This is a genomic window from Roseburia hominis, assembly GCA_040702975.1.
Classification (GTDB): domain Bacteria; phylum Bacillota; class Clostridia; order Lachnospirales; family Lachnospiraceae; genus Allocoprococcus; species Allocoprococcus hominis_A.
The window spans coordinates 1923676-1947030 of record CP159990.1 but is presented as its reverse complement, the minus strand read 5'-3'; the positions used below and the strand labels follow the sequence as shown (position 1 = coordinate 1947030).

The 23355-nt window shown below is 44.9% G+C and carries 22 protein-coding genes; 5 read left to right on the top strand and 17 right to left on the bottom strand.

The annotated features are described in order from the left end of the window. Positions 1–7: 7 nt before the first annotated feature. Positions 8–841 (bottom strand): helix-turn-helix domain-containing protein, encoded by an 834-nt coding sequence (locus tag ABXS75_09065; GenBank protein XCP86923.1) that lies wholly within the window; start codon positions 839–841, stop codon positions 8–10. Between the two features lie 48 nt (positions 842–889). Further along, on the bottom strand, positions 890–2230 hold the full coding sequence (locus tag ABXS75_09060) for a PLP-dependent aminotransferase family protein (GenBank protein XCP86922.1): 1341 nt from the start codon (positions 2228–2230) through the stop codon (positions 890–892). 135 nt (positions 2231–2365) lie between these two features. On the opposite strand from ABXS75_09060, the gene ABXS75_09055 reads away from it, so the two are divergent. The 3 genes from ABXS75_09055 (at position 2366) to ABXS75_09045 (ending at position 4541) form a co-directional block, all read left to right on the top strand. Further along, positions 2366–3217 (top strand): pyridoxamine kinase, encoded by an 852-nt coding sequence (locus tag ABXS75_09055; GenBank protein XCP86921.1) that lies wholly within the window; start codon positions 2366–2368, stop codon positions 3215–3217. A gap of 37 nt (positions 3218–3254) precedes the next feature. Next, the gene (locus ABXS75_09050) at positions 3255–3818 is read left to right on the top strand and encodes a TIGR04002 family protein (GenBank protein XCP86920.1); all 564 of its coding nucleotides are present in this window, start codon (positions 3255–3257) and stop codon (positions 3816–3818) included. A gap of 123 nt (positions 3819–3941) precedes the next feature. Beyond that, complete coding sequence (locus tag ABXS75_09045) at positions 3942–4541, top strand: TIGR04100 family radical SAM protein (protein ID XCP86919.1); 600 nt, start codon at positions 3942–3944, stop codon at positions 4539–4541. 167 nt (positions 4542–4708) lie between these two features. Here the strand turns inward: ABXS75_09045 and ABXS75_09040 are convergent, their stop codons facing one another. The 8 genes from ABXS75_09040 to ABXS75_09005 form a co-directional block, all read right to left on the bottom strand. Beyond that, entirely contained in the window at positions 4709–5539 is an 831-nt protein-coding gene (locus ABXS75_09040; protein XCP86918.1) for an HAD family hydrolase, read from the bottom strand. Between the two features lie 35 nt (positions 5540–5574). Beyond that, the gene (locus tag ABXS75_09035; GenBank protein ID XCP86917.1) at positions 5575–6555 is read right to left on the bottom strand and encodes a hypothetical protein; all 981 of its coding nucleotides are present in this window, start codon (positions 6553–6555) and stop codon (positions 5575–5577) included. After that, entirely contained in the window at positions 6555–8321 is a 1767-nt protein-coding gene (locus tag ABXS75_09030) for an AAA family ATPase (protein XCP86916.1), read from the bottom strand. The genes ABXS75_09035 and ABXS75_09030 overlap by 1 nt, the downstream gene beginning before the upstream one ends. 29 nt (positions 8322–8350) lie before the next feature. Beyond that, on the bottom strand, positions 8351–8779 hold the full coding sequence (locus ABXS75_09025) for a type II toxin-antitoxin system antitoxin SocA domain-containing protein (protein XCP86915.1): 429 nt from the start codon (positions 8777–8779) through the stop codon (positions 8351–8353). A gap of 168 nt (positions 8780–8947) precedes the next feature. Beyond that, positions 8948–9457 carry a small multi-drug export protein gene (locus ABXS75_09020; GenBank protein ID XCP86914.1) on the bottom strand — a complete coding sequence of 170 codons (510 nt, stop codon included), beginning with the start codon at positions 9455–9457 and terminating at the stop codon, positions 8948–8950. Between the two features lie 130 nt (positions 9458–9587). Beyond that, entirely contained in the window at positions 9588–10661 is a 1074-nt protein-coding gene (hisC, locus tag ABXS75_09015; protein XCP86913.1) for a histidinol-phosphate transaminase, read from the bottom strand. Positions 10662–10682: 21 nt separating this feature from the next. Next, positions 10683–11873 (bottom strand): pyridoxal phosphate-dependent aminotransferase, encoded by a 1191-nt coding sequence (locus ABXS75_09010; protein ID XCP86912.1) that lies wholly within the window; start codon positions 11871–11873, stop codon positions 10683–10685. 116 nt (positions 11874–11989) lie between these two features. Then, the gene (locus tag ABXS75_09005; protein XCP87118.1) at positions 11990–12907 is read right to left on the bottom strand and encodes a phosphatidylglycerol lysyltransferase domain-containing protein; all 918 of its coding nucleotides are present in this window, start codon (positions 12905–12907) and stop codon (positions 11990–11992) included. Positions 12908–13210: 303 nt separating this feature from the next. Here ABXS75_09005 and ABXS75_09000 point away from each other — a divergent pair, with 303 nt between their 5' ends. Further along, positions 13211–14518, top strand: a complete 1308-nt coding sequence (locus ABXS75_09000) for an IS30 family transposase (GenBank protein ID XCP86911.1) — start codon at positions 13211–13213, stop codon at positions 14516–14518. A gap of 321 nt (positions 14519–14839) precedes the next feature. On the opposite strand, the gene ABXS75_08995 is transcribed toward ABXS75_09000, so the two are convergent. From ABXS75_08995 to ABXS75_08985, 3 genes are all read right to left on the bottom strand, one after another. Further along, complete coding sequence (locus tag ABXS75_08995; GenBank protein ID XCP86910.1) at positions 14840–16576, bottom strand: ABC transporter ATP-binding protein; 1737 nt, start codon at positions 16574–16576, stop codon at positions 14840–14842. Between the two features lie 433 nt (positions 16577–17009). Continuing rightward, on the bottom strand, positions 17010–17828 hold the full coding sequence (locus tag ABXS75_08990) for a PD-(D/E)XK nuclease family transposase (protein XCP86909.1): 819 nt from the start codon (positions 17826–17828) through the stop codon (positions 17010–17012). A 45-nt stretch (positions 17829–17873) separates the two neighbouring features. Further along, positions 17874–17996: a hypothetical protein gene (locus ABXS75_08985; GenBank protein XCP86908.1), complete on the bottom strand. Its 123-nt coding sequence runs from the start codon at positions 17994–17996 to the stop codon at positions 17874–17876. Between the two features lie 351 nt (positions 17997–18347). Between ABXS75_08985 and ABXS75_08980 the strand changes: the two genes are divergently transcribed. Next, positions 18348–18881: a hypothetical protein gene (locus ABXS75_08980; protein XCP86907.1), complete on the top strand. Its 534-nt coding sequence runs from the start codon at positions 18348–18350 to the stop codon at positions 18879–18881. A 135-nt stretch (positions 18882–19016) separates the two neighbouring features. On the opposite strand, the gene ABXS75_08975 is transcribed toward ABXS75_08980, so the two are convergent. The 4 genes from ABXS75_08975 to ABXS75_08960 form a co-directional block, all read right to left on the bottom strand. Continuing rightward, complete coding sequence (locus ABXS75_08975) at positions 19017–19283, bottom strand: DUF6171 family protein (GenBank protein XCP86906.1); 267 nt, start codon at positions 19281–19283, stop codon at positions 19017–19019. 15 nt (positions 19284–19298) lie between these two features. Continuing rightward, positions 19299–20831: an alpha-L-arabinofuranosidase C-terminal domain-containing protein gene (locus ABXS75_08970; protein ID XCP86905.1), complete on the bottom strand. Its 1533-nt coding sequence runs from the start codon at positions 20829–20831 to the stop codon at positions 19299–19301. 41 nt (positions 20832–20872) lie between these two features. Further along, a complete protein-coding gene (locus ABXS75_08965) occupies positions 20873–22330 on the bottom strand; it encodes a glycoside hydrolase family 43 protein (protein ID XCP86904.1) in 1458 nt (485 codons plus the stop codon). A gap of 66 nt (positions 22331–22396) precedes the next feature. Then, on the bottom strand, positions 22397–23317 hold the full coding sequence (locus ABXS75_08960; protein ID XCP86903.1) for a winged helix-turn-helix transcriptional regulator: 921 nt from the start codon (positions 23315–23317) through the stop codon (positions 22397–22399). Between the last annotated feature and the right edge of the window lie 38 nt (positions 23318–23355).

Sequence of the window (23355 nt, the reverse complement as noted above, 5' to 3'; positions counted from 1 at the left end):
ACTTGGCTTATGAACTACACTTTTTTATCTTTTTATATTCGCTTGGCAACACCCCGTATTTTCTCCTGAAGGCTCTGGCAAATGCCCTTCCGTCCGCGAATCCGTTATGCTCCGCCACCTCTCCGATACTATGCTCCGTTTTCATTAACTCCTTATAGGCATATTCCAGCCTGACACTTTGCAGATAAGCCTTGTAATTCGTCTTTGCGTACTTCTGGAACATACGCGACAAATACGTTGGGGAATAGCCGAAGACAGACGCCACCCCGTCAAGTGACAGTTCCTTCCAATAATTATCTTTTATATAATTGGTAATCGAAGACAGCCTGTTTAAATTCCGGCGGTTCCTGATTATCTCCGGGCTGACCTCCATCTTGCGGTATTTTGTGACCAGAAGATACATCATCATAAAATAAGAACTCTGCACCTTCAGTTCATATCCGGTCTCCTTTTTCTCGTATGTTTCATACATTTCCCGCACGAGCTCCATCATGTGCCTGTCCTGCTCCCGCTCTCCGTGGGTAAAACAAATGAACTGCTCGTCGGTATAATACGCCTCAAAGGCTTTCAGCGGAATCTGAAGTACCACCGTCTGATTCTTCTCCACTGCCCGGATCGAGTGCACCTCGTTGGAGTTGACGATCACGAACTCGCCCGCCTCAAGGTGCGTATCCTCCTCATTCATATAAAAATCAAGTTCTCCCTCAAGAACCGCAAATATCTCCACCGAGCGGTGCCAGTGCTTCTCCCGGAAATAATTCCCGTCCTTTCCTTCAAATAAAAACAGTTTGAACGGCAGATCCTCGTTTGGCATCACCAGTTCATGTGCAAATCCGGTCATCACATTTCCTCCCTTCCATAGCATACCTGAAATCCTGTTTTCCTATTTTCAGATACATCGCCTTAATTGCTCCATTGCAGCTTCATAATCCTGCGACGCCACATTGGCGCAGACCAGCATCACCGTCGCTTCCCCCGTCTCCTGTACGCCTGGCGCCGCCTCCGGCACCGGAATCACCGCCACGCCGGCGCTGCGGGCCTTCCCTGCAATCTCCCGGGAAGATTTTTCCGTCTGAAAACTTAGCATGACATGAAAGCCTGCCTCCTCGATCCTGGTCTGTACCCTCTCTCCAAATACGTTCCGGGCCGCGCGGGCAAGCTCGGCGGCTTTTGCCAGATGGATCTTTCGCGATTTCCTAATCTGTCCCGCCAGGTGTCCGTCCCGGATAAACTGGGTGATCGCGATCTGCTCCGCCTTGGAAGCCGTTTGGTTATAGTTGTTCTTGCGCTTCTCATATTCTCCCAGAAGCTCCGGCGGCAGTACCATAAAGCTCATACGGATCGAGGGAAGCAGCATCTTGGAGAAGGTTCCCAGATACACCACGCCCCTTCCGCCTGCAAGCCCCTGAAGAGACGGCGTCGGTCTCTGGAAATACCGAAACTCACTGTTGTAATCGTCTTCTATGAGCAGAAGCTTCCTTTCGGACGCTTCTCCTACCAGGTTAAGCCTGTCCGCGATCGGCATGACTCCCTCCCATTTTGCCATCTGCGACGGCGAAATATAATACATGCCCGTTCCTTCTTCCCGGTAATTATCCGCCATCTCAAACCCGTAATCCTCGAAAACGGCCCTGCCCTGGAGGAATTCCGGATTATGGAAGGCAATCTTTCCCCGCTCCTTAAGGAGGGGGCACAAAATCTGCAGCAAAGTCTGCACCCCTGCTCCGATCACAATCTGATCCGGCGTACAGATCACGCTTCGCATCTCCTGTAAATACCCGCCGAGGACCTCACGGAACTCCTGCTCCCCCTGGGGCTCCCCGTAAGATAGCAGCCGCTCGTCCTGCCTGAGCGCACTTTTCATGTAACGCCGCCACAGCTCAAAACGAAAGCTCTCCCGGTCCACCCCCTGGGTAACAAAATCATACTCGATTCTCGTCTCTTCCCGCTTTTTCTGTGCCCCTAAGGCTCCGGTCCTCCCACTCTGACGCTGTGCGATGTCCGTCACATAATACCCGCTTTGCGGTCTGGACGCGATGTACCCCTCCGCTGCCAGGAGCATATAGGCCGTCTCCATGGTCGTTCTGCTCATCTGTAGCTGCGCCGAGCCTTTCCGTATGGACGGCAGCTTCGTCCCGGCAGCCATTGTTCCGCTTAAGATCAAATCCTTATAATAGTTGTAAACACGCAGATACCTTGGTATCTCCTCATTTTCCAATTCCACTGCCATATCAAACTGACCCCTTAAAAATAATTGTTTTTGTGTATTTTCTTAACGACACTTTTATTCTATTCTATATAAAACGATTTGGAAATGCAAGCAGAACCAGAAGTTTTTACTTTGCAGCAGAAAGGAATTGTTCAAATGGTAAAACGAGTGGCAGTCATCAATGATTTATCAGGCCTTGGCAAATGCTCCCTGACTGCTGCCATTCCGGTCCTTTCCGTCATGGGCGTGCAGGCCTGCCCTGTCCCGACGGCGGTACTCACGAACCAGACCGGATATGACAGTTATTACTGCGATGACTATACGGATAAAATGGATCACTATACCGAAGAATGGCAAAAACGAGGGCTGACCCTCGACGGCATTTACACCGGTTTTCTCGGCAGCGCCGCGCAGGTGGAAAAGATCCTGCGCTTTAACGAAGTCTTCCGCCGGGAAAATACTCTGCTTTTCGTCGATCCGGTCATGGGCGACATGGGTCATGTATATGACACCTACACCCCAAAGCTTATCTCTCAGATGAAAAAACTGGTGGCATGCGCTGATGTCATCACGCCAAACCTGACCGAATGCTGTATTCTCACCGATACGGATTATAGGGAACTGACTTCACGCCAGAACAGGGGCGATTACCTGCAGGCAATCCGCCAGATGGCGCAGCCGCTTTTAGACTTGGGAATCCGCACCGTGATCATCACCGGAATTATTTGTAAAGCTCCCGGCGACCCGGAGGCTAAGTATTACAACCTGGTACTCGACGGAAACGACTGTCATATCATCTCTTCTGAGATACACGGCGGTAGTTATTCCGGAACGGGTGACCTTCTCGCTTCGGTGGTATGCGCAGGCATGGTCCGGGGTGATTCCCCCGAGTGCGCAGTGCTAAAAGCGGTACGCTTTCTTGAGAAGGCCCTGATCGAGACGGTGCGGGAGAAAGTTCCGCGAAATGACGGGATTAATTTTGAACCCTATCTTTCCATGCTGCTTTAACAGAATATGATTATGAAAATTACAGGAGGTAACTGCTATGTCATCAACAACTTTCCAGCACCAGGACACCAACGCTAAGGCAAGCTCTCACCAGAAGGTCACCCGCCTGACAACCACAGCTTTATTTGCCGCACTGGTATGTGTCACCACCGCCTACATTTTCCATATTCCCTTCGGCTTAAACGGTGGCTATGTCCATGTGGGAGACGCTCTCATTTACCTTGCGGCCTCACTACTTCCGATGCCCTACGCCATGGCAGCCGGAGCAATCGGAGGTGCTTTCGCCGATCTTTTGACGGCTCCTGTCTGGGCGCCGGCTACATTTTTCATCAAAATGCTGATCGCTCTTCCTTTTACCAGTAAGAAGGATAAAATCATCAATGTGCGAAATGTGATCGGTGTGTTCGTCGCCGCAACCCTTTCCTTTGCAGGGTACTACTTTGCAGAAGTGATCATGTTCGGAACCTGGGGCGCGCTCATTCCTTCCATCGTCGGAACGCTTGCACAATCCGGCGGCAGCGCTGTCCTGTTCATCGTATTTGGTCTTGCGCTGGATAAAATGAATTTTAAGGCAAATGCCAGAAACCGTTTTGGAATTTAATAGATGCTTCTATGAAAAATGATTGCTTTGCAGGTCTCAAAATCACGTATTAACATACAAACATGTATACATGCGCTTTGAGCCCCGCTGTCATATTATAAAATAAGGAGAAAGGATTACACTATGTCAGACATTATCTACACCTACAAAAACAACGTATATTTCAACATTACCAACCGCTGCACCTGCAAATGCATCTTCTGTATCCGCGACGAAAAGGATACCCTGGGAGATGCCGAAGGGTTATGGCACGACCACAATCCCTCTCTCGAGGAGATCATCGCCGCCATAGACGCATTTGATTTTGGCGGGCATGACGAGGCAGTCTTCTGCGGCTACGGCGAACCGACCTGCGCCTACGATAACCTGATTGCTTCCGCAAAATATATGAAGGAAAAATATCCTCATATCCGCCTGCGTGTCAACACCAACGGTCTGGGTGAGCTTTTCAATAAAAAACCGATTGCCGAGGAAATGGCTAAGTATATCGACGCAGTCTCTATCAGCCTAAACGCCCCCAACGCCAAACGCTATCAGGAAGTCACACAGCCCTGTTTTGAGAATGCATTCCTTGCCATGCTGGATTTTGCCCGCAAAGCAAAAGAACTGTTCCAGAAGGTGCAGTTCAGCGTAGTGAGCATCATCAGTGAAGAAGAAATCGAGGAGAGCCGGAAGGTGGCTGGGGAGCTGGGGATTCCGCTTCGGGTACGAATCTACTCTTAGATGTAAGGCTGCATTAAAGTATTTTTTGTGCCAAAAGACCGAGATGAACGTTCACTCAGGTATGCTTGACAGCGAAAACCAGCCCGGAACTGGCCAGTTTCCACACTGCACCAGGCTCCGGGCTGTTGTTTTGTGATTAATATATCGAAATATGTTTAATTTGTCCACTACAAAATCTCAGAAAATATGCTGACAAGCGCCTTAGGCACTCCGTCCAGATGATTATAATCCGTCACCAGATCCGCTGCCTCCCTGCATTTTGCCGTGGCATTCGCCACCGCCACGCCGAGTCCTGCTTCTCTTAACATCTCGCTGTCATTATCTCCATCGCCAAATGCCACAATCTCCGATAATTCAAATCCCAGCATCTTGGCCAGCCTTTGCATTCCCGAGTGTTTTCCCGACTCTGCACCCGAAATCTCAATTAAATGTGATGCACTGGTCGTAAGATAGATTCCGCTGATTTCTTCCTGAATCCGCTTATATACTTCCTGCTTAATCTCCTGCCGCACAATGACATCGATACAATCCAACTGCTCCCGGTTCTCTAACAGAAACCTTCTGATATCCTCCACCGGCTCCCTGGTGCTTCGAATATACTCTACCACCGCCGGAAATGCACCGTACCGCACCGGATCATCAAAATAGGCCTGCGAAGTATAGGCTTTCCCGTCAATATAACCTTCATATGTAAGCTCATATCCGCTTAAGAGTTCCATCACCTGTCCGGCAGTCCCGGCAGACAGCTTTGACGCATAGAGGGCTTTGCCCGTTTTTAAGTCATAGATCGAAGCGCCATTCGATGTGATTCCGTACTGAATCCCCTCCATATCGAGAATCTCCTTCGGAAATGCACCAAAAGGCCTACCGCTTGCAGGTACTACCACAATACCTTTTTCCATCAATTTGCCCAAAACTTCTTTGGTCTTCTGCGACAATGCACTCCCAGTGCCCAGAAGTGTCATATCCAGATCAGAAACGATACATTTATACTTCACATTCTCTCCCCAATTCTATTACTTCTTACTCGTACTTAAAGTTTGTCAAGCAAATCACTTACATTCTGATACATCATCTGATTTGTATTAAAATATTTAAATAATAATTGTCCAATGCCTTTAGGGAAATACAAATCTGCCATTAGTTGATATCCTGTTTCCGCGTTAAACTTTACTGTCACAATATCTTGTGTTTCTTTTTCATCAACGCTGTATATACTCATCGTTCCGGTTGCTTTTACTCCCTGAGAAGTAAATCTACCAAATATTATTTTATTTAACCCTAAACATTGCAATAATTTTAATACTTTTTTATTCTTTAAAGAAAGATCATTCAATGTACTAAAGCTTTTCCCATTTGCCTGTACATGATTATGATGATCTCCCATCTCAGCTGATACACTATTAACAACAGAAATCTCTCCATTTTTCTTCTTTTCTTTCAATAAATCTATTGCTTTTTCTTCCTCTGAAATAAAGTCATCAATTCCAGCAAACACACATTTTTTCGTATACTCACACACAGAACAAATACAATTTATTTGAAATTTATCACCTATGTGTTTCCCCTCTCTTTTTATTCCAGTTAGTATCTTGTCCTCAATATGTATCTGATGTGAATAGCAGGGAATCAGTAATGTACAAAACATTTCATAGTAATTATCATCTTCTGATATGCCATTTCCACCAGTAATTACAAATTCTTGTTCCCCACTACATTCATCAATGTCAATACTTTCAATCACTTCTATCAACGCATGATTAAAAGAAGTATTAATCTGCATGATAGTTTTTCGCAAGTCAGAATCCATAATTGTTTTTATGTTTATTGGAAATGGTTGTATTGTTCTTCGGCACATTCTTTCAATCATGCCTTTATAAAGCAAAATTCGTAATCTATGTTTGCTATCCTGCTTAGTACACAATTTTATCATCTTCAGGAAAAAGGAAATATTAGTTTCAATTTCTTGTGCATCAGATAGTTCAAACATATATGGATCTATCAATACACTCATTATAATCCCTTTCTTTCCAATGCTGCTTCCAAGATAGAGTCTAATAGTTCTTGTGTTTCATCTCTAAAATCCTTAGGATATTCAATATTTCCCAAACCTGAAATATTCGCAGACTCCACTTTTGTTCCGCCTATATTCTGAAAGAAATTAACTGCCGCCGACTCCCTGGGATAATTATTTTTAACAATATGATATCTTAATCGCAGCAAAAAATATTCACTATGTGTTTCAATAATCACATTTCTTCCTTGCTTGGAAAATTCAACGAACATATCAGCCAATCGACTTTGTGAATATGGATGCAAATGCAATTCCGGTTGTTCAAAAACCAATATTTCATTAGGTTCAGATAGCAATACAGATATCAGAACCGGTAAAACTTGACTAGTACCAATCCCCACATTCATAATATCTGATTTTATTTGTTCCATGTTTTCAATAGAAACACTAAATCCAAACGAATTCTTTTTATCAACATTTACAGCACTTGCAACATTTAGATGAATCATCCATTCGGCTAGTGCTTCCGCCAATGTACATTTTTCTTTACCCCTCGGCAAAATATACTCCTTCTCTTTTCTATTTTCATGCAATAAAACTGATGCAAAATATGAACCTGTCGGTCCAACATATTTGGGAATTGTCTCAAATCCAATATTATATAATCCTTTTGGTGTTTCTCGAATCGGACCAACAAAAAAGATTTCAGAAATAATATCTGTATAAAAACTATCATAAAAATCTAATGTATATTTTAATTGCGTTAAATTATTACTTTTTTCATCATCCCTATCTAATAACCAGAATGGTTTATTTCCCAAATTATACATTCCTTTTAAGTCAGACACCTTTGGAATTGAACGTTTATATTCTGATATATATGCTTCAAATTCTGTAAGGATAGGTTCCAACTGTTCTAAAGGTTCCGCATTCAGAAAAGACAGTTCTAATATTTTAATTCGAATATCTTTAGGAAATATACTATTAATAGTACTATACGTCGGCAACTCCATGCCACAATATTCATCAATAAGATTTTCCACACGAATCGCCAGTTCATGTGCATTCTCCGTCAATGCTTTGTTTTCTATCTCACTATCTTGAGCTCTATTTAATAACCTCAAATAAAATTCCCTAATTGCATCTATACCAACAGGTTCGCCTAATGCCATCGTCGGTGTTTTCTGCGAAATCAATGTCTGTGCCAATGCATTTACTAACTCTGCGGCTTTACTATTTATCTCCATATCATAATGCACGGCATAATCTGAAATCAGTAGATTATAAATGTCCACACTAAATACACTACGCTCTCCATTTATATATAAATTATACAATTCCTTGTCTGCTTTCTTTAAGGACAACCGCATGTTTTCAAAATTTATATCTATACACTCTAAACTTGCCGATGTGCCGTCTTCACCTCTTTTGAAACTCCATCGGATTTTGAAATCATCTTCGTCTAATGTATTTTCAGATATTTCATTCTGTTCTAATACAGCAGCAAACGAAAAAACATTTAACTCAGAATTTGATATTACATCATCATAATCTCCCAATGCAACATATTTACCCGATAATAAAAGCTCTTCATCCGGGCTATTACATTCCATTGTCTGTTTAAGTACCAGCAATGCTTGTAATGCTGTACTTTTTCCACTACTATTTGCTCCTAATAATACAGACAAATCAGAAAACTGTACATATTGCTTATTCACATATGATTTAAAATTTTCTATTTCTATCCCTTTTAAAACAATCCCCATTTTTTCTCCTTCTACAAAAATTCAGTCAACTAAAAAGTTGACTGAAAATATTGTTTTATACTACTATTTGTTATTTTTGTTCCTCTAGAATAGGCATCACGCCATGGCTTTTGCTTATGTGTCAAATCCACCAATTCATATGCCGTCTTTTTTCCATATTCATTCCAGATAGCAGCCAAAGTTTCCTTCACATCGAAATCCCTTAAAAAATCATTACCTTCTCTTTCCGGAATCTCTGAACGCCCATATTTTCTGAATGTCTCATACACTTTTTCATTAACTGGTCCATATTGCCACGCTTCAAATTCATCAGGAAATGCGGCTTTATCATCCCATACATAGCTCCAGCCTTGAGCCAAATATAAGAGTTTTTGCAATTTTAGTGGTGTTAATGAATATTTTTTTCTTCCATATGACAAAAATACTAAATAGCGTGCTGCATCTAATATATCAACCATATGAATCCCTCCTTACTATTGATATGTATAGCAAACATATTTAGCATCTAATAAATCGTTTTGCTATACATATGCATGTAAAAAGTCAAACTGCTACTTATAATATAGTATACCAAAATATTTATTCTTATGCAATTCCAACTTTATATTCTTTCGATTTGGCCGGCCTTATCCAAAAATCCCACCGATCAGAACATAAGACAGCAAATACATGATTACCGACGCCATTAAAACTCCGCAGACAATCGCCAAAAACGCTTTTTTCCAGTCGATATCCAAAAGGGACGCGATCAGCGCTCCGGTCCACGCTCCGGTTCCCGGAAGCGGAATTCCCACGAACAGCACCAGACCCCAGAACTCATATTTCTCAATCTGATCACTCTTACTCATAGCCTTCTTTTCCAGCTTCTCCACCATGGGGCGGAACAGCCGTGTTTTTCTGAGCCATGCAAAAATCGGTCGGATCAGCCACAGAATAAATGGAATCGGAATCAGGTTGCCGATCAGGCAGATTGGAATTGCTCTCCATGTAGGAATATCCAAAAATGCCGGCCCTGCCGCCAGGATTCCTCCTCTCAGTTCCAAAATCGGTATCATGGAAATGATAAAAATTACCACTTCCTTAGCTGCCTTGCCTCCCAAATGTGTCACAAACCACTGTACTAATGTTTCTGTCATAAATTCTCTCCTAATATAATTATTATACTCTCTCGCGAGGTGCCATTTCCCCTATCTTTCCAGAAGAATCCCTTGGTTTACATAGCCTTACAAAAATGTCCTGCGCTCAATTATTCCATCTTCCAGTAAATTATAAGCTACCGCCTCTCCCCATATACTCCTTCAGGAAAGCAAACAACGCCTCCATCTCTTCCCGGGTCCCTATCGTGACCCTCAGGTACTGCTTGATCCTCTCGCTTCCCCAATACCGCACATAAATGCCCTGCTCCTTTAATGCCGTAAACAGCTCTTTTGCATCATACTCCGGGTGAGAGACAAAGAGGAAATTGGCGCCGGATCTCGGAAATACAAAGCCCAGCTTTCTAAATTCCTCCTCGACCCACCCTCTGGTCTCCACAATCTTATTCACTGTCTGCTCAAAATATACTTTGTCCTTCACCGCTTCCACTCCGCAGACCAAAGAAGGCCGGTTCATGGTATAGGAATTAAAGGAATATTTGGCATCATTCAAATATTTGATCAGAAGCGGACTTGCAATCGCATACCCAATCCGCATACCCGCCATAGACCGTGATTTGGAAAATGTCTGCACAACGATCAGATTCTCATATTTTTCCAAAAGAGACAGTGCCGACTCCCCTGCGAAATCGACATACGCCTCGTCCACGATCACGACCACGTCCTGATTATGCCGGATTATATCCTCCACAAATTCCAGATTCTCGTAAATCGAAGTCGGCGCATTGGGATTCGGGAAAATCACGCCGCCATTTTCTCCATAATAGTCCTCCCGCACGATTCGGAAATTCTCATCTACCTTTTTGCACTCATAGGGAATCCGGTAAAGCTCTGCCCATACTTTATAAAAAGAGTATGTAATATCCGGGAAATAGATCGGCTTATCCGAATTAAAAAAGGTCAGAAAACACATGGACAGTACATCGTCAGACCCAACGCCTACAAACACCTGATTCTTTCCTACATGATAATAGTCGGCAAGGGCCGTAACCAGAGCGTCCGACGTCGGATCGGGGTACAATCTGAGTGCGTCTGCGTGCTCGGAGAGTTCTTCCATCGCACGGACCACCCCCGGCGCCGGCGGATATGGATTCTCATTGGTATTCAGCTTGATCACTTTATTCTGCGGCTGTTCTCCCGGAACATAAGGTTCCACCTGCCTGATATTTTTTTCAAATGCTTTCATGCTATTTTCCACTCTCTTCTACTATTTTGCATACTCTGCTGCCAGCTCTTTGAATTTCGGCAGAGAATTCACGATCGTCTCGTACGCCACGCAATATGCGATTCTCACATATCCCGGACAACCGAAAGAGCTTCCCGGTACGATCAGAATATTGTATTTCTTCGCAGCCGCACAAAACGCCTTCTCGTCTTCGATCGGTGCTTTTACGAACAGGTAAAATGCTCCCTGCGGTTTAATGCATTCAAAGCCGCAATCCTTCAGCCCGTTATAAAGGGTCTCTCTGTTTCTGTCATAATAGGAAATGTCTGTCTTCTCATTCAGGCATTTCTTAACTACCTTCTGCTGAAGGGTCGGTGCATTTACAAAGCCCAGAATACGGTTTGCCACATTCGCCGCTGCAATCACCGTCTCGGAATCCGTCACCTCGTCGGGAATGACCAGATAGCCGATCCGCTCCCCCGGAAGAGACAAGGATTTGCTATAAGAATATCCTACGATCGTATTTGCATAATACTTCGTCAGATACGGAACCTCCACCCCGTCATAGGCCAGCTCGCGGTAGGGCTCATCGGAAATCAGGTAAATCTCCGTTCCGAATTCCTTCTGTTTTGCCTCCATGATCGCTGCCAGCTTCTGAATCGTCTCCTCCGAATAGACGACTCCCGTCGGGTTATTGGGCGTATTTACAATCACTGCCTTTGTCTTCGCTGTAATCTTCTGTTCAAACTCGTCAAGCTTCGGCTGGAAATCCACGGTATTCGGAGAAATCTCCACGATCACGCCGTCAAAGTTATTCACATAGCTTCTGTATTCCCCGAAATATGGAGCAAACACGATCACTTCATCGCCCGGGTTCAAAAGGGTCTTCAGAATGACATTCAGGCCTCCTGCCGCACCGACCGTCATCGTGATATTTTTTGCCGCAAATGCTGTCCCGAACCGTTCATTGAGGGAATCTGCCACTGCCTCGCGAACGTCCTCATACCCGGCGTTACTGTTGGTATATCCATGAAGTACCAGTGTATCCTCCTCATTCAGCAAATCTATAATGGCTGTCTTCACCGCCTCCGGTGCCGGAACATTGGGATTTCCCAGACTAAAATCATATACATTCTCAGCTCCGTAAAGCTTTGCCAGTCTGTTGCCCTCCTCGAACATTGCGCGGATTGCAGAACTATTTGCTACCATACCTTCCATCTTCTTTGAAATCATCTTGCTTACTCCTTCCTGATTGTATAAATCTACAAGGTTCTCCCTGTACCGCTTTATCTTTCTTCAAAACGAACAGATATGCCTTGACTCTTCCTCATTTTACGTAAAACCTTTTGTTACTGCCCTTCGGGCCTTAGCGTCACAATCCCTTTGTCCACCATAAATACGGGCTTGTATGAGAGCTTCGCTTTTCTCAGGCCTTCAATTCCCACATCGTCCTCCCGGTTCACGAACTCATAACGTCCCTGAATCTCGTGCTCCACAAACTGCTGGTTGATCACGGTATAGGCGCCTTCCACCTCCGCATAAGCCTTCTCGATATGAACCACAAAGGTATCGTCATTAACCGGCTCCCCTAATGTGAACGCCACGATTTCTCCGTCCACCCGGACAAATCCGCCGGAGAGGTGCAGTTCCTCAAAAAGCCGGAGAGAATTCAGCGTCACGCACATCTCTGCATTCTTCTCCTCATCGTCCTCGCAGCCGTTCAGATTCCGCCATCTCAGCGCCATCTGGAAGCACTCCTCCAGATTTTCCTTCGTCAGCTTCTCGTAGCTCCAGTGCCCCTCATGTACCAGCTTAAATTTATTAATATGATTCCGCTTGCTATGCAGTTTTTTCCCGGAAAGTGTGGCGAGTTTTTCCGCTTCATAGACATAGTCCGCCTCATCACGATGGTACTCTACCTCAAACATTCCCGGAAACCAGTTCTCCAGCTTCTCAAAATTCTCATGTGTAACTCCGTACATACAGAATGGCTGTCCATCTTCCCTGGCCCACCCGACCATCTCCGGAATGACCGCCTTTACGTCCTCATCTTCTCCCGCCGGAAACGCATACCCATAACCGGCGCTGTTATCCCGGAACAACAATACATTCTTATACAGGGCAAATTCTACATTATAGTGCTTCGCCCACAAAAACACATTGGCAAACGTCCGGTCGCAGCTTCTGCTGGGGTACTTATGAAAATATCCTGAGATCAGCTCCTGATCCTCCAGCATCGGTCTTCTGAAATTTATCTCTTCTGTCATACTATATCCTTCTTCATTTCTTACTTTTTGTGTCTCTTCCAGCGCAGCCATGTAAACTTCCTCCTCGCCTGCCGTCATGTTCTCTTATATATTTAACATTCTTGCATCAGGCTGCCTCTTCGATAGTATATCACAATTTTCACGATTTTTCGCTAGTTTCCTGTTTTTTTATATTCTACCTAAATTGCAAAAGTAAATTCCACCTACTTTTTCTTTGATAGAAGTTACTTTTGCATAGGTTGAATTTAGTCCTGCATACGTATTATGATGGTTTTATTCCTGACAGCAGTAGAAGGAGACATCATGAGTAAACATATCCCAGGAAACCATAAACATCTTACTACCGCAGACAGACTTTATATTGAACGCCAGTTGAATGCAGGGGCTTCTTTTAAGGAGATTGCTTGTTACCTCTGCAAAGATCCCAGTACCATATCCAAAGAGGTGCGTTCTCACCGTCTATCCGATTTCTATCCAGGCAAAGGACTCTTCCTGAATGCTAAAAATTTCTGCGTCCACCGTTTCCATTGCCAAAAAAAGAATGTCTGCAGAAAAATCATTCTCTGCGATACGAAATGTTCTTCCTGCCCCTCCTGCAACCAGCACTGTAAGGATTTTGTGAAGGAACGCTGTAACAGACTTGACCGGGCTCCCTATGTCTGCAATGGTTGCGATAAGACCCATGTCCGTTGTACCGTTCCTCATAAATACCATTACGATGCTCTCTTTGCAGACCGCAAATACCGCGAAATGCTTCGGGATTCCAGGTCTGGTATTAACCTTTCAAAAAAGGAACTCCACCACATTGATGAGGTCGTTACCCCTCTGATCTGGCAGGGCCATTCTCCCTATCAGATCGTTGTGGAACATCCGGAACTGGGGCTTTCCGTACGCTCCATTTACCAATACATAGAACTCGGACTGCTTACCGGACGCAACATCGACCTGAAACGGAAAGTGAAGTTCAAGGCACGCAAGTGCCACAAAACTCAGATTACAGACCGGCAGGTGTTTTCCGGCCGCCTCTACAGTGATTTCCTCCAACTCCCTCCCACGCACGTAGTTGAAATGGATACCGTTAAGTCTTCGCGGGATTCTAAAAAATGTATCCTGACATTCTACTTCCGGGACGAGAAACTGTTCCTTGCCTATCTCTTGAACCGATGCACCAAAGGCGCTGTCCGTGCTGTTTTTGACCGTCTGGAAGCACGGCTCGGCACGGAAACATTCCGCATCCTGTTTGAAACGGTCCTGACAGACCGGGGCGGTGAATTCGGTGATCCACTGGCCCTGGAAACCGGCATGGATGGCAGCCAGCGTACTAATATTTATTATTGCGATCCCATGCGCAGCGGTCAGAAAGGTGGCGTTGAAAATGTTCACACAAAACTACGTGAGATTCTTCCGAAGGGTACCAGCTTCGAATATCTGACGCAATGGGACCTGAACCTGATTGTAAATAACATCGATTCGGTTCCGCGCCAGAGCCTGCTCGGCCTTACTCCATATCAGGCGGTAAAGGAAAACTTCGGTATGGATATCTTGGCAGCACTTCAGCTCAAGCCTGTCAATCCAGAAAAGATCGTCCTGACGCCTGAGCTGATTAAGTAACCCATAAACCCAAACAAAAAATCTGCTGTTAGGTAATTCTGCTTTTAAATCTTCATAAAAAATAAACAAAGCTAATAGAATTTAGTCCTGCACACGACATTTCCTGTTGGCTTGTTTGCCATACCCTATTTTAGAATATTTGCTTGGATTAGAATCTATTATAACCCATTTTTTCGTCCTATGCTCAAAAAAAGTTTAAAAAAACAGCAGATTTTAAAGGCGGGTAGAATTTACTCCTGCACTGGAATTTACTTTTGCAATTAAGGTTTTTATATTCTAAGCTGTTAAACCCCGTTTAAAGGCCTAGCAACACAATATGCACTAGTTCTGGAAATGCATATGATACAGCGCCTCATAAACGCCCTTCCTTTCCAGCAATTCCTCATGTGTCCCTTCTTCCGCGATTCCATTCTCCGTCAGCACCAGAATCCGCTTTGCATTGCGAATGGTGGTCAGTCTATGCGCGATCACGAACGTGGTACGGTTCTTCGCCAGATCTTCCAGAGAATTCTGTACCACCTTCTCACTCTCATTGTCCAGAGCCGAGGTCGCCTCGTCAAAAATCAAAATCGGCGGATTCTTCAGAAATACTCTGGCAATGGACAGTCTCTGCTTCTGGCCGCCGGATAATTTCACGCCTCGCTGTCCGATATCGGTGTCGTAGCCCTCCGGGAATCCCATGATAAATTCATGCGCATTCGCGCTTCTCGCCGCGCGCACCACATCTTCATCGGTCGCGTCCGGCCTGCCGTAACGGATATTGTCCATGATCGTTCCCGCGAACAAATACACGTCCTGCTGTACGATTCCCACGTTATTTCTCAGATCGTCCAGCTTCATATCCCGGATATCTATACCGTCGATGAGGATCGCACCTTCACTTGCCTCATAAAACCTGGGAATCAGGCTGCAGAGCGTGGTTTTTCCCACGCCGGAGGGCCCGACAAGCGCCATATATTCTCCTGCTTTTACATTCAGATTAATGTGGTTTAACACCTTTTCCTGATTATCCTCGTAATGGAAGGAAACGTCCCTGAACTCGATATCTCCTCTTAAAGTATCCACATGCACTGCGTCCGGCTTATCAGAAATATCCGGTGCGATCGCCATAATCTCCAGAAACCGCTCGAATCCGGTATAGCCGTTCTGGAACTGCTCGGCCGAATTCACCAGCTTTTTCACCGGCTCCGTGAAGTTATTAATATAAAGAAGGAAGGTGATAAGATCCGCCACATCTACCGACCCGGTAGTAAGGAAGCTTCCGCCTGCCACCAGGACTCCTACCGTGACCAACGTGGTCAGCGCATTCAGTCCGGAATGGTACATTCCCATATAGCGGTAGCTTGTCCGCTTAGCCCGGACAAAATTGTCATTCCCCACACGGAATTTCTTCAACTCCTCCCGCTCATTTGCAAAGGATTTGACCACCCGGATACCGGACAGACTGTCCTCGATCTGACTGTTGATATCTGCGATCTTCGCCCGGTTCTGTGCAAATGCTCTCTTCATCTTCTTATTATAATACACTGCAAATACCAGCATGACCGGAACAAACGCAAACGCGACCATCGTCAGGCGTGCATTCACATTTACCAGAATGAAGAAGGAACCGGTAAGCTTGATCACGGAAATCAAAACGTCCTCCGGTCCATGATGCAGAAGCTCACTGATGTCAAACAGATCGCTGGTGATCCTCGACAGCAGATGCCCCACCTTTTGATTATCATAAAATGCAAAGGTCAGCTTCTGGTAATGTCCAAAAATGTCACTTCGCATATTCGCTTCCATCTTCGCTCCCATCATATGGCCGAAATACGCGATGTAATAGTTACACCCAAACTCCACGATCACCAGCACCAAAAGGATCGCCCCCAGCATCAAAATGGTCTGATGTGCTTTTTGTGCATCAAAATATACCACTTCATTTGTGATATACCGTACCACAAGCGGAATGACAAGCGTCACGGCTGCCCCCAGGACTGCAAAAAACAAATCACTGAAAAACAACAGCTTGTACGGCTTATAGTACGCAAATAATTTCTTTAGTTTCTCCCACATTGTTTTATCCTCTCATGATCCATAAAATATTCGCCAGCATATACATGGCAACCGAGATGAACGTCCACCGGACGTTCACTTAGGTATGCATGGCAACTAAAAACCTCCCCTGTGCAAGGGAAGGCATCATTCTTTCTATCCATTATAAGCAAAATACCAGAATATTACAACCCATTATTTTCGTAAAATTCCTATATGAAAAATCAGTCTTTTAGCCCCTGTGTAACTAACTTTTTTCCAGGTCAATTTAACACTACTTGCACGCTAAAATCCTCGCATAAAATTTCTGCAAAACCTCAAAAAGTACTTTGGCAGCCTAGATGAATGTCCGGTGGACATTCATCTAGGCATACATGGCAACAGTAAACAAGTCCCACAGATCACCAAAATTACGAATCTGTAGGACTTGTACTTTTCATTCAAAAAATAGCTTCTATGACATTTTCTCAGCGAGAAGTATCTTCAGCTCTTTAATCTCTCTTCGCTGTTCCTCAATCTCTTTTCGCTGCTCCTCAATCTCCCTTTTCTGCTCTTCAATCATATATTTTACCGTATTCTCATCCAATTTTCTAAGTGCATCCGAAAACATTCTAATCGCCTCCTTAGGATGATACCGAAATTCACATACCTCCCGGTACAGCTCTGCGAAACCAGGCCGAGCCTCAATTACTCTCATAATCTCTTCCGGTTTATCTGAACCGATAAAATATAGCCAGGCTTCCAGATCATTTTTTACTGTTGCTTCTCCTTCATTATGCTTCATTTCAAAGAAAACATCAAGAGGAATAAAATAGAATTCTTGTAAAAACTCCATTTTTAATCCGGTATCAAACTGCACTTTGCCTCGATGAATATACTGTTTTGGCATCTGACGAAATTCCTTCCCGCTATTCTCAACCAAAACGATTGTATAAACAGATTTTAAATCTTTATAAGTAAAATGTTCGCCTCGGATACTTTTTTCCCGTTCATACTGACGCATTACCATATCCGCCGCATAACAGGACGCTCTTTCACCCGGAAACAAATACCCTATCTTTTGTATTTCAACGTCTCCGAGTTCACCCGTATCAAATTCTACGATAATGTCCAGTTCCAGAAGGGAACCTCTTTCTGTGATCCGGCTGTGTTCCTTCGGAAGTGCACGTTTCACCGTAAGAGGACGTCCTATAATTGCCGAGAGCAATCCTGAGAGCCGTTCCGGATGTGATTCCGCATTAAAAATGTGCTTAAAAAATGTGTCATACGTCATTTTAATGCCACGCACTCCCATGCAAAACTCAATAAAATGTTCCTGTTACTCCTTTTTTAAATCCAGAAATACCAGATATACTGACCGGTTACACCTGATTTCCTTCAGCGCCTCCTCTCTTGTTTTGAGTTGTCCAAATATTTCTTTCCTACAATCCTTTTTTTCCATATGCACTCTCCTTTTTTATATATGAAAGTGCGAATCTAGCTTATATCAGAAAGTATATGTCGATTTGACATGCAATGATTTGCTAAAAGAAAACCGAAATCTTTTAGAAAATACACCTTTATCATACTTAGAAATCATAGGTTTGTCAACCTTTATAAAATACACATTCCTTATACATTCCAAGATATTTTAAGGGAATAATACCCGGCGAGCCAATTCCGTTGCTACCCTGCAACACATTTTTCCTTAATTTAACATTTCTTTTACCCTACACTGATAGTACCATTTTTCATCTAATGCTAAACTGAGTAATAATAAAGTATACCTGCTAATCAAAAGGAGGATTTCCAAATGAAGAGAAAAAAGAATTCCGTACCAAAAGGAGCAAAATTTTATGCCCTAAAGGCTTTTTTTATACTGTTGATCATATACATCCTGTTTACCATGTTCGCCCCAGCCATAAGATGGGGATATTTAAAACTGACCTGCCAAAATCAGACCAGCGCAGAAGTATATAAGATTGAAAAATGGGATATTACAAACGGGGGCATCACCTATCCCGCTTATCGGCTTTACTATCGTTTCCAGACTCCGGATTCTAAACTGATCGAGGGCGCCACGGAAAGTAATTTTTTCTACAAAGCCACTCATCTTTTATCCGAATGCCAGGGCGAGATAAGCCAGGTTCCTCTCGGTCCTACCGTTGGAGATCATATTACAATCTATTATAACAGCCAGATTCCCAGCCGGTTTTACACTCGGAATGATCCGGCTTCACCGTTTCCGGGCATATGGATTGCAGGCATTTCTATTCTGCTTTTTTCCAGCTTCTTCGTGACCCAAAAACATCATTTAAGCACTATTTTCATACGCCCGGTTGCCTGAAAAAACAACCCGAAGCCGGTCAGGTTTCCCCTCACCAGTCCCCGGGCTGTTTCCTTTCCCATATCAATTCCGATTGTTCTCGCTATCGTGAATACTATAAAAACAGTAAAATAGTAAGAGTTACGTGAAACTCCTCTACGCTTTCCAACGATCCGGTATATCCGGACAGCCGCGCACTTTCATGACCGCGCGCATCTCCACATAACATCCGCACAACCGGCACATTCCCTGTAGGAGATAATCGCACCCTTTACAGATGGAAAGCCGCCTTTCGTACTCCTCGTCGGATACCTTATCCTCATGGGGAAGACGTGCTATATAATCATACATATTTTTGAAATATTCGGCCTCGTCCATCTCCCTTAAGAGGCATTTTCTACAATATCTCTGTCCTTCCTGCATCGCTTTTGCATCTTTCTATGCCATCTCTACTGTCAAATGCAGAACGCTGCAAGGCGGAGCGACAAATCTCAGACCCTTCTCGTTCATCTCCACTGCATCAAATTTCTGAAGCTGTACCCTCCCAGGATCCTCAAAGGTATTCATTTCATGCATCTCGCCGGTCACGATCTCGCCGGTCACCGAAGATACCCTGCAGTCTATCACTGCATCGATCTCGCTCGCTTCTTCTACAGAAAGATTGGTCACAGTGATATGGAGTTTTCCGTCCTCTCCGATGGAAACGGATTCCGTCAGATTCGGAACCATATATTCCTCCTCCAGACCGATAGTCTTCGTATCAATCCAGCTCTCCACAAGTTGTGCATCCTGATGGCATTTGTACATATCGAAAATGTGATAGGTCGGCGTTTTGATCATCTTATCTCCCTCCGTCAGAAGCATGGCCTGAAGTACATTGACGATCTGTGCGATATTTGCCATTCTCACACGGTCTGAATGCTTATTGAAAATATTCAAAGTAATTCCTGCCACCAGCGCATCACGGATCGTGTTCTGCTGATACAAAAATCCCGGATTGGTTCCCGGCTCTACCGTAAACCAGGTTCCCCACTCGTCCACGATCATCGCGATTTCCTTATTCGGATCAAATTCGTCCATGATCGCTCCGTGGCGGCGGATCAGCTCGTCCATATAGAGCGCTTTACTTAAGGTCTTGTACCACACCTTCTCATCAAAGTCGGTGGCGCTTCCCTTTTTCACCCAGCCTTCCGGGTGCACGTAGTAGTGCAGAGAAAGACCGTCCATAAAGCCATGTGGGGACCCCTCGCTATGTCTGAAGCAGGTCTCAAGAACGCCTCTGGTCCATTCATAATCATCAACATTCGGCCCACAGCAAACCTTGAGGATCGATGGCTTTATATGCTCCTGGGGATCCATGGAGTGCTGGGAGTAATCACGCACATAGGTCTGATATCTGCGGTACTCATTTGCATAATACTCCGGTGTCATGTTGCCGCCACAGCCCCAGTTTTCATTTCCTACACCAAAATAATCCACCTTCCACGGCTCCTCATGCCCGTTCTCGGCACGAAGCTTTGCCATCGGAGACACTCCTTTAAAGGTCATATACTCTACCCATTCGGACATCTCCCTGACGGTCCCGCTTCCCAGGTTCCCGTTTACATAGGTCTTACAGCCAAGCTGCCGGCAAAGTTCAAAATATTCATGCGTACCGAAGCTGTTGTCCTCCACAACACCGCCCCAGTGGGTATTGATGATGGTCTTTCTCTCTTCCTTTGGGCCGATTCCGTCTTCCCAGTGATACTCGTCCGCAAAGCATCCGCCCGGCCAGCGCAGTACCGGCACCTTGATCGCCTTCAGCGCCTCCACCACGTCTGTACGCATACCATTTACATTTTCAATCGGAGAATCCTCTCCTACATAAATACCCTCATAGATACATCTGCCAAGATGCTCCGAAAAATGTCCGTAAATCTCTTTACTGATCTTACTTAATTTTCGTTCCGTGTTAATCAATAGTTTTGCCATAGTAAGCCTCTTGTCCTCCTTATCTTTTAAGATGTCACTGCTTACGGCTCATCTAAAGCCTGAAGATTACTGCCCCAGACAGACATTCCGGTCTCTTCGTTCAAGGCGGTAAACGTCATCACATACTTTTTACCATCTTCGTCCCACTGCTTTAAGACCACGCCCTGATAGGTATTTCCATCTATGGTCAGGCTGATCTTATGATCGTCAGAGAACTCCCAGGTTCCCTTTGCCTCGCCAGAGATCTCCCCGTTCTTCTTAAGCTCGATCAAAACAGATTCATTCATTTGTGCCGAAATCTGCCGGCTATGGTTGATATACTTATAGGTTCCTGCCACCTCAGACTCTTTATAGGAAGCGATCGTCTCTCCCGTATAGCGATAAGGCGCCACTACCGGCCAGCCTGCATCATTGAAGAACATCTGATGTACCCGGACCTGGTGCTCCTCCCCGCTGTTCTCAAAACGGGTGTGATAGATCAGGAAATATTTGCCACTCTCCTCATCATATAAACAGGAATTGTGTCCTGGAGACAGATAGCCTTTGCGGTCCTCCCCGTCTTCCCCCTCGCTCCAGAGGAATTTGTAGCAGCCCATCAGCTTCGTACCGTAGAGTGCAGCCGTCGCATCACTAAACGCGCTGCCCTTTGGTCCCTCACATTCTATCATGTCCTGGCCCATGGAATCCTCATAAGGACCATCCGGCGTTTTGGAACGGCAGACTCTGATATTATACCCGCCGTCGGAATCCAGCCCACCAAAGGAGAGGAACATATAGTAATATTCCGTATCCGAATTATAGATGACATAAGGAGCCTCAATCCGAAGATGATTCCCTCCTAACAATTTCTTCCCATAGCCGGATTCCAGAGGAAGTCCGCTCACCGGGTCCAATTCTTTGACAAAGATACCTCCTGAATAGGAACCATAGATCATCCACAATCTTTCTTCCTGATCATAAAATACGACCGGATCCACCACATTTGGGTCTACCGTTGACATATAGATCTTGCCGTTCTCGCTGGGTTGCGGCTCCGGCATACCTGATTTCAACAGAAGTCCCTGATTCTCGTAGGGACCTGACACACTGTCTGATATGGCCATTCCCAGGCAGGATAAGGGCTCATCTCCCTGACAGTTGCAATAATAGAGATGATATTTTCCATCTTTAAGTTTAATCACATCCGGCGCCCAGAAGGTATTGCTGTGCGCCCATTCAAAGGCTTCACGCATTACGTTATATACGTCCGGAATGATCGGATTCTCATTCTTGATTCCCTGATTGACATAAGTCCAGTTGATCAGATCATCTGTCTTAGCCACTGCAAGATGAGAACCAAATATATAGTAAGCCCCGTCCTCTCCTGCCACGATTGACGGGTCATGCACCGAAACCTCCTCAAAGGTCTTTTCCACCGGCGGCTCCGCCTTCAGCTTCTCACCGCAGCCGGTGAGAAGCACTGCCGCCAGCGCTATACAAATTGCTGCCTTTTTTTTCATAGCTTTTCCTCTCAAACCGACACACTGCCGGCCGTAGAGTATCGGAAATTCTATTCGCCATGCCCGCTACATCGGGCTGTACGCGATCCTTGCCTGGATCGCCTGGCTGTAATTTCCAAACTTACTGCCGAAAATGGTCAGTCCTCCAACATTTTGAGCATCCTTTGGCACTTCAAAACGGAAGCGGATCGTGCTCTTATAATCAAGCTCAAACTGCCTGATATTCACATCTGAAATTTTAAGTCCGTCTACAAAAGTACCTTTTTTATCAATTTTGATCATTTTAAGCAGTCCATACTGATTCCAGTTCGGGAACCACCAGTCTGGGGTAAAAATTCCCCGCACATCACCGAAATCTCCGGGACTCGTCCACATTCCGATATTCACACCGTTCAGATAAAAATAGATATCTGACGGCCAGTCATTGTTGACTCCCGGTGCCTCAGAACTCATCTCCAGAGACAGGGTAATCTGGTCGATCTTCGTGGAGGGCGGCAAAAGCGTGGGAATCATGTACTCCACATAGCCCCTTCCAAACCACAGGATCTCTGCACTCATACGGTCCGGGTGTGCAAAATATCGCGGGTCATCTGCCTCTCCGATCAGCGCCGTAGCGGTAGCCAGACCGCAGGTCGGATATACCTCATAATCCATATACTGCCCCACCGGAATATCCGTGACAAATACATTTCCATCTTCCTCTGCCTCATCGGATACTACCTCCACCAGGATCTTATCCACATCTACTCTGCAGATCTTCTGATTCCCATGCCCGGTACGTTCCAGCAGTATTTTCACAATTCCGCTCTCTTCCAGTTTCCGAATATGGCTGGTAAGTGCTCCGTTCGTGACACCCAGTGCGCTCGCCAGCTCATTAATATTCATTTCCCGATTTTCAAGCAATAGTTTTACGATTCGAATGCGCAGCTCTGAGCCAAGTGCCTTAAAAACATCCAACCCCTCATCCAGGTTCTTAATATGTAACATTGGCGTCCTCTCTTTCTTTTCACCTCAACGCAAAACAA

Bases quoted from the DNA above. Each gene is read 5' to 3' on its own strand.
- ABXS75_09065 (XCP86923.1), bottom strand. From the start codon at position 841: ATGACCGGATTTGCACATGAACTGGTGATGCCAAACGAGGATCTGCCG.
- ABXS75_09060 (XCP86922.1), bottom strand. From the start codon at position 2,230: ATGGCAGTGGAATTGGAAAATGAGGAGATACCAAGGTATCTGCGTGTT.
- ABXS75_09055 (XCP86921.1), top strand. From the start codon at position 2,366: ATGGTAAAACGAGTGGCAGTCATCAATGATTTATCAGGCCTTGGCAAA.
- ABXS75_09050 (XCP86920.1), top strand. From the start codon at position 3,255: ATGTCATCAACAACTTTCCAGCACCAGGACACCAACGCTAAGGCAAGC.
- ABXS75_09045 (XCP86919.1), top strand. From the start codon at position 3,942: ATGTCAGACATTATCTACACCTACAAAAACAACGTATATTTCAACATT.
- ABXS75_09035 (XCP86917.1), bottom strand. From the start codon at position 6,555: ATGAGTGTATTGATAGATCCATATATGTTTGAACTATCTGATGCACAA.
- ABXS75_09030 (XCP86916.1), bottom strand. From the start codon at position 8,321: ATGGGGATTGTTTTAAAAGGGATAGAAATAGAAAATTTTAAATCATAT.
- ABXS75_09025 (XCP86915.1), bottom strand. From the start codon at position 8,779: ATGGTTGATATATTAGATGCAGCACGCTATTTAGTATTTTTGTCATAT.
- ABXS75_09020 (XCP86914.1), bottom strand. From the start codon at position 9,457: ATGACAGAAACATTAGTACAGTGGTTTGTGACACATTTGGGAGGCAAG.
- hisC (XCP86913.1), bottom strand. From the start codon at position 10,661: ATGAAAGCATTTGAAAAAAATATCAGGCAGGTGGAACCTTATGTTCCG.
- ABXS75_09010 (XCP86912.1), bottom strand. From the start codon at position 11,873: ATGATTTCAAAGAAGATGGAAGGTATGGTAGCAAATAGTTCTGCAATC.
- ABXS75_09005 (XCP87118.1), bottom strand. From the start codon at position 12,907: ATGACAGAAGAGATAAATTTCAGAAGACCGATGCTGGAGGATCAGGAG.
- ABXS75_09000 (XCP86911.1), top strand. From the start codon at position 13,211: ATGAGTAAACATATCCCAGGAAACCATAAACATCTTACTACCGCAGAC.
- ABXS75_08995 (XCP86910.1), bottom strand. From the start codon at position 16,576: ATGTGGGAGAAACTAAAGAAATTATTTGCGTACTATAAGCCGTACAAG.
- ABXS75_08990 (XCP86909.1), bottom strand. From the start codon at position 17,828: ATGACGTATGACACATTTTTTAAGCACATTTTTAATGCGGAATCACAT.
- ABXS75_08985 (XCP86908.1), bottom strand. From the start codon at position 17,996: ATGGAAAAAAAGGATTGTAGGAAAGAAATATTTGGACAACTCAAAACA.
- ABXS75_08980 (XCP86907.1), top strand. From the start codon at position 18,348: ATGAAGAGAAAAAAGAATTCCGTACCAAAAGGAGCAAAATTTTATGCC.
- ABXS75_08975 (XCP86906.1), bottom strand. From the start codon at position 19,283: ATGCAGGAAGGACAGAGATATTGTAGAAAATGCCTCTTAAGGGAGATG.
- ABXS75_08970 (XCP86905.1), bottom strand. From the start codon at position 20,831: ATGGCAAAACTATTGATTAACACGGAACGAAAATTAAGTAAGATCAGT.
- ABXS75_08965 (XCP86904.1), bottom strand. From the start codon at position 22,330: ATGAAAAAAAAGGCAGCAATTTGTATAGCGCTGGCGGCAGTGCTTCTC.
- ABXS75_08960 (XCP86903.1), bottom strand. From the start codon at position 23,317: ATGTTACATATTAAGAACCTGGATGAGGGGTTGGATGTTTTTAAGGCA.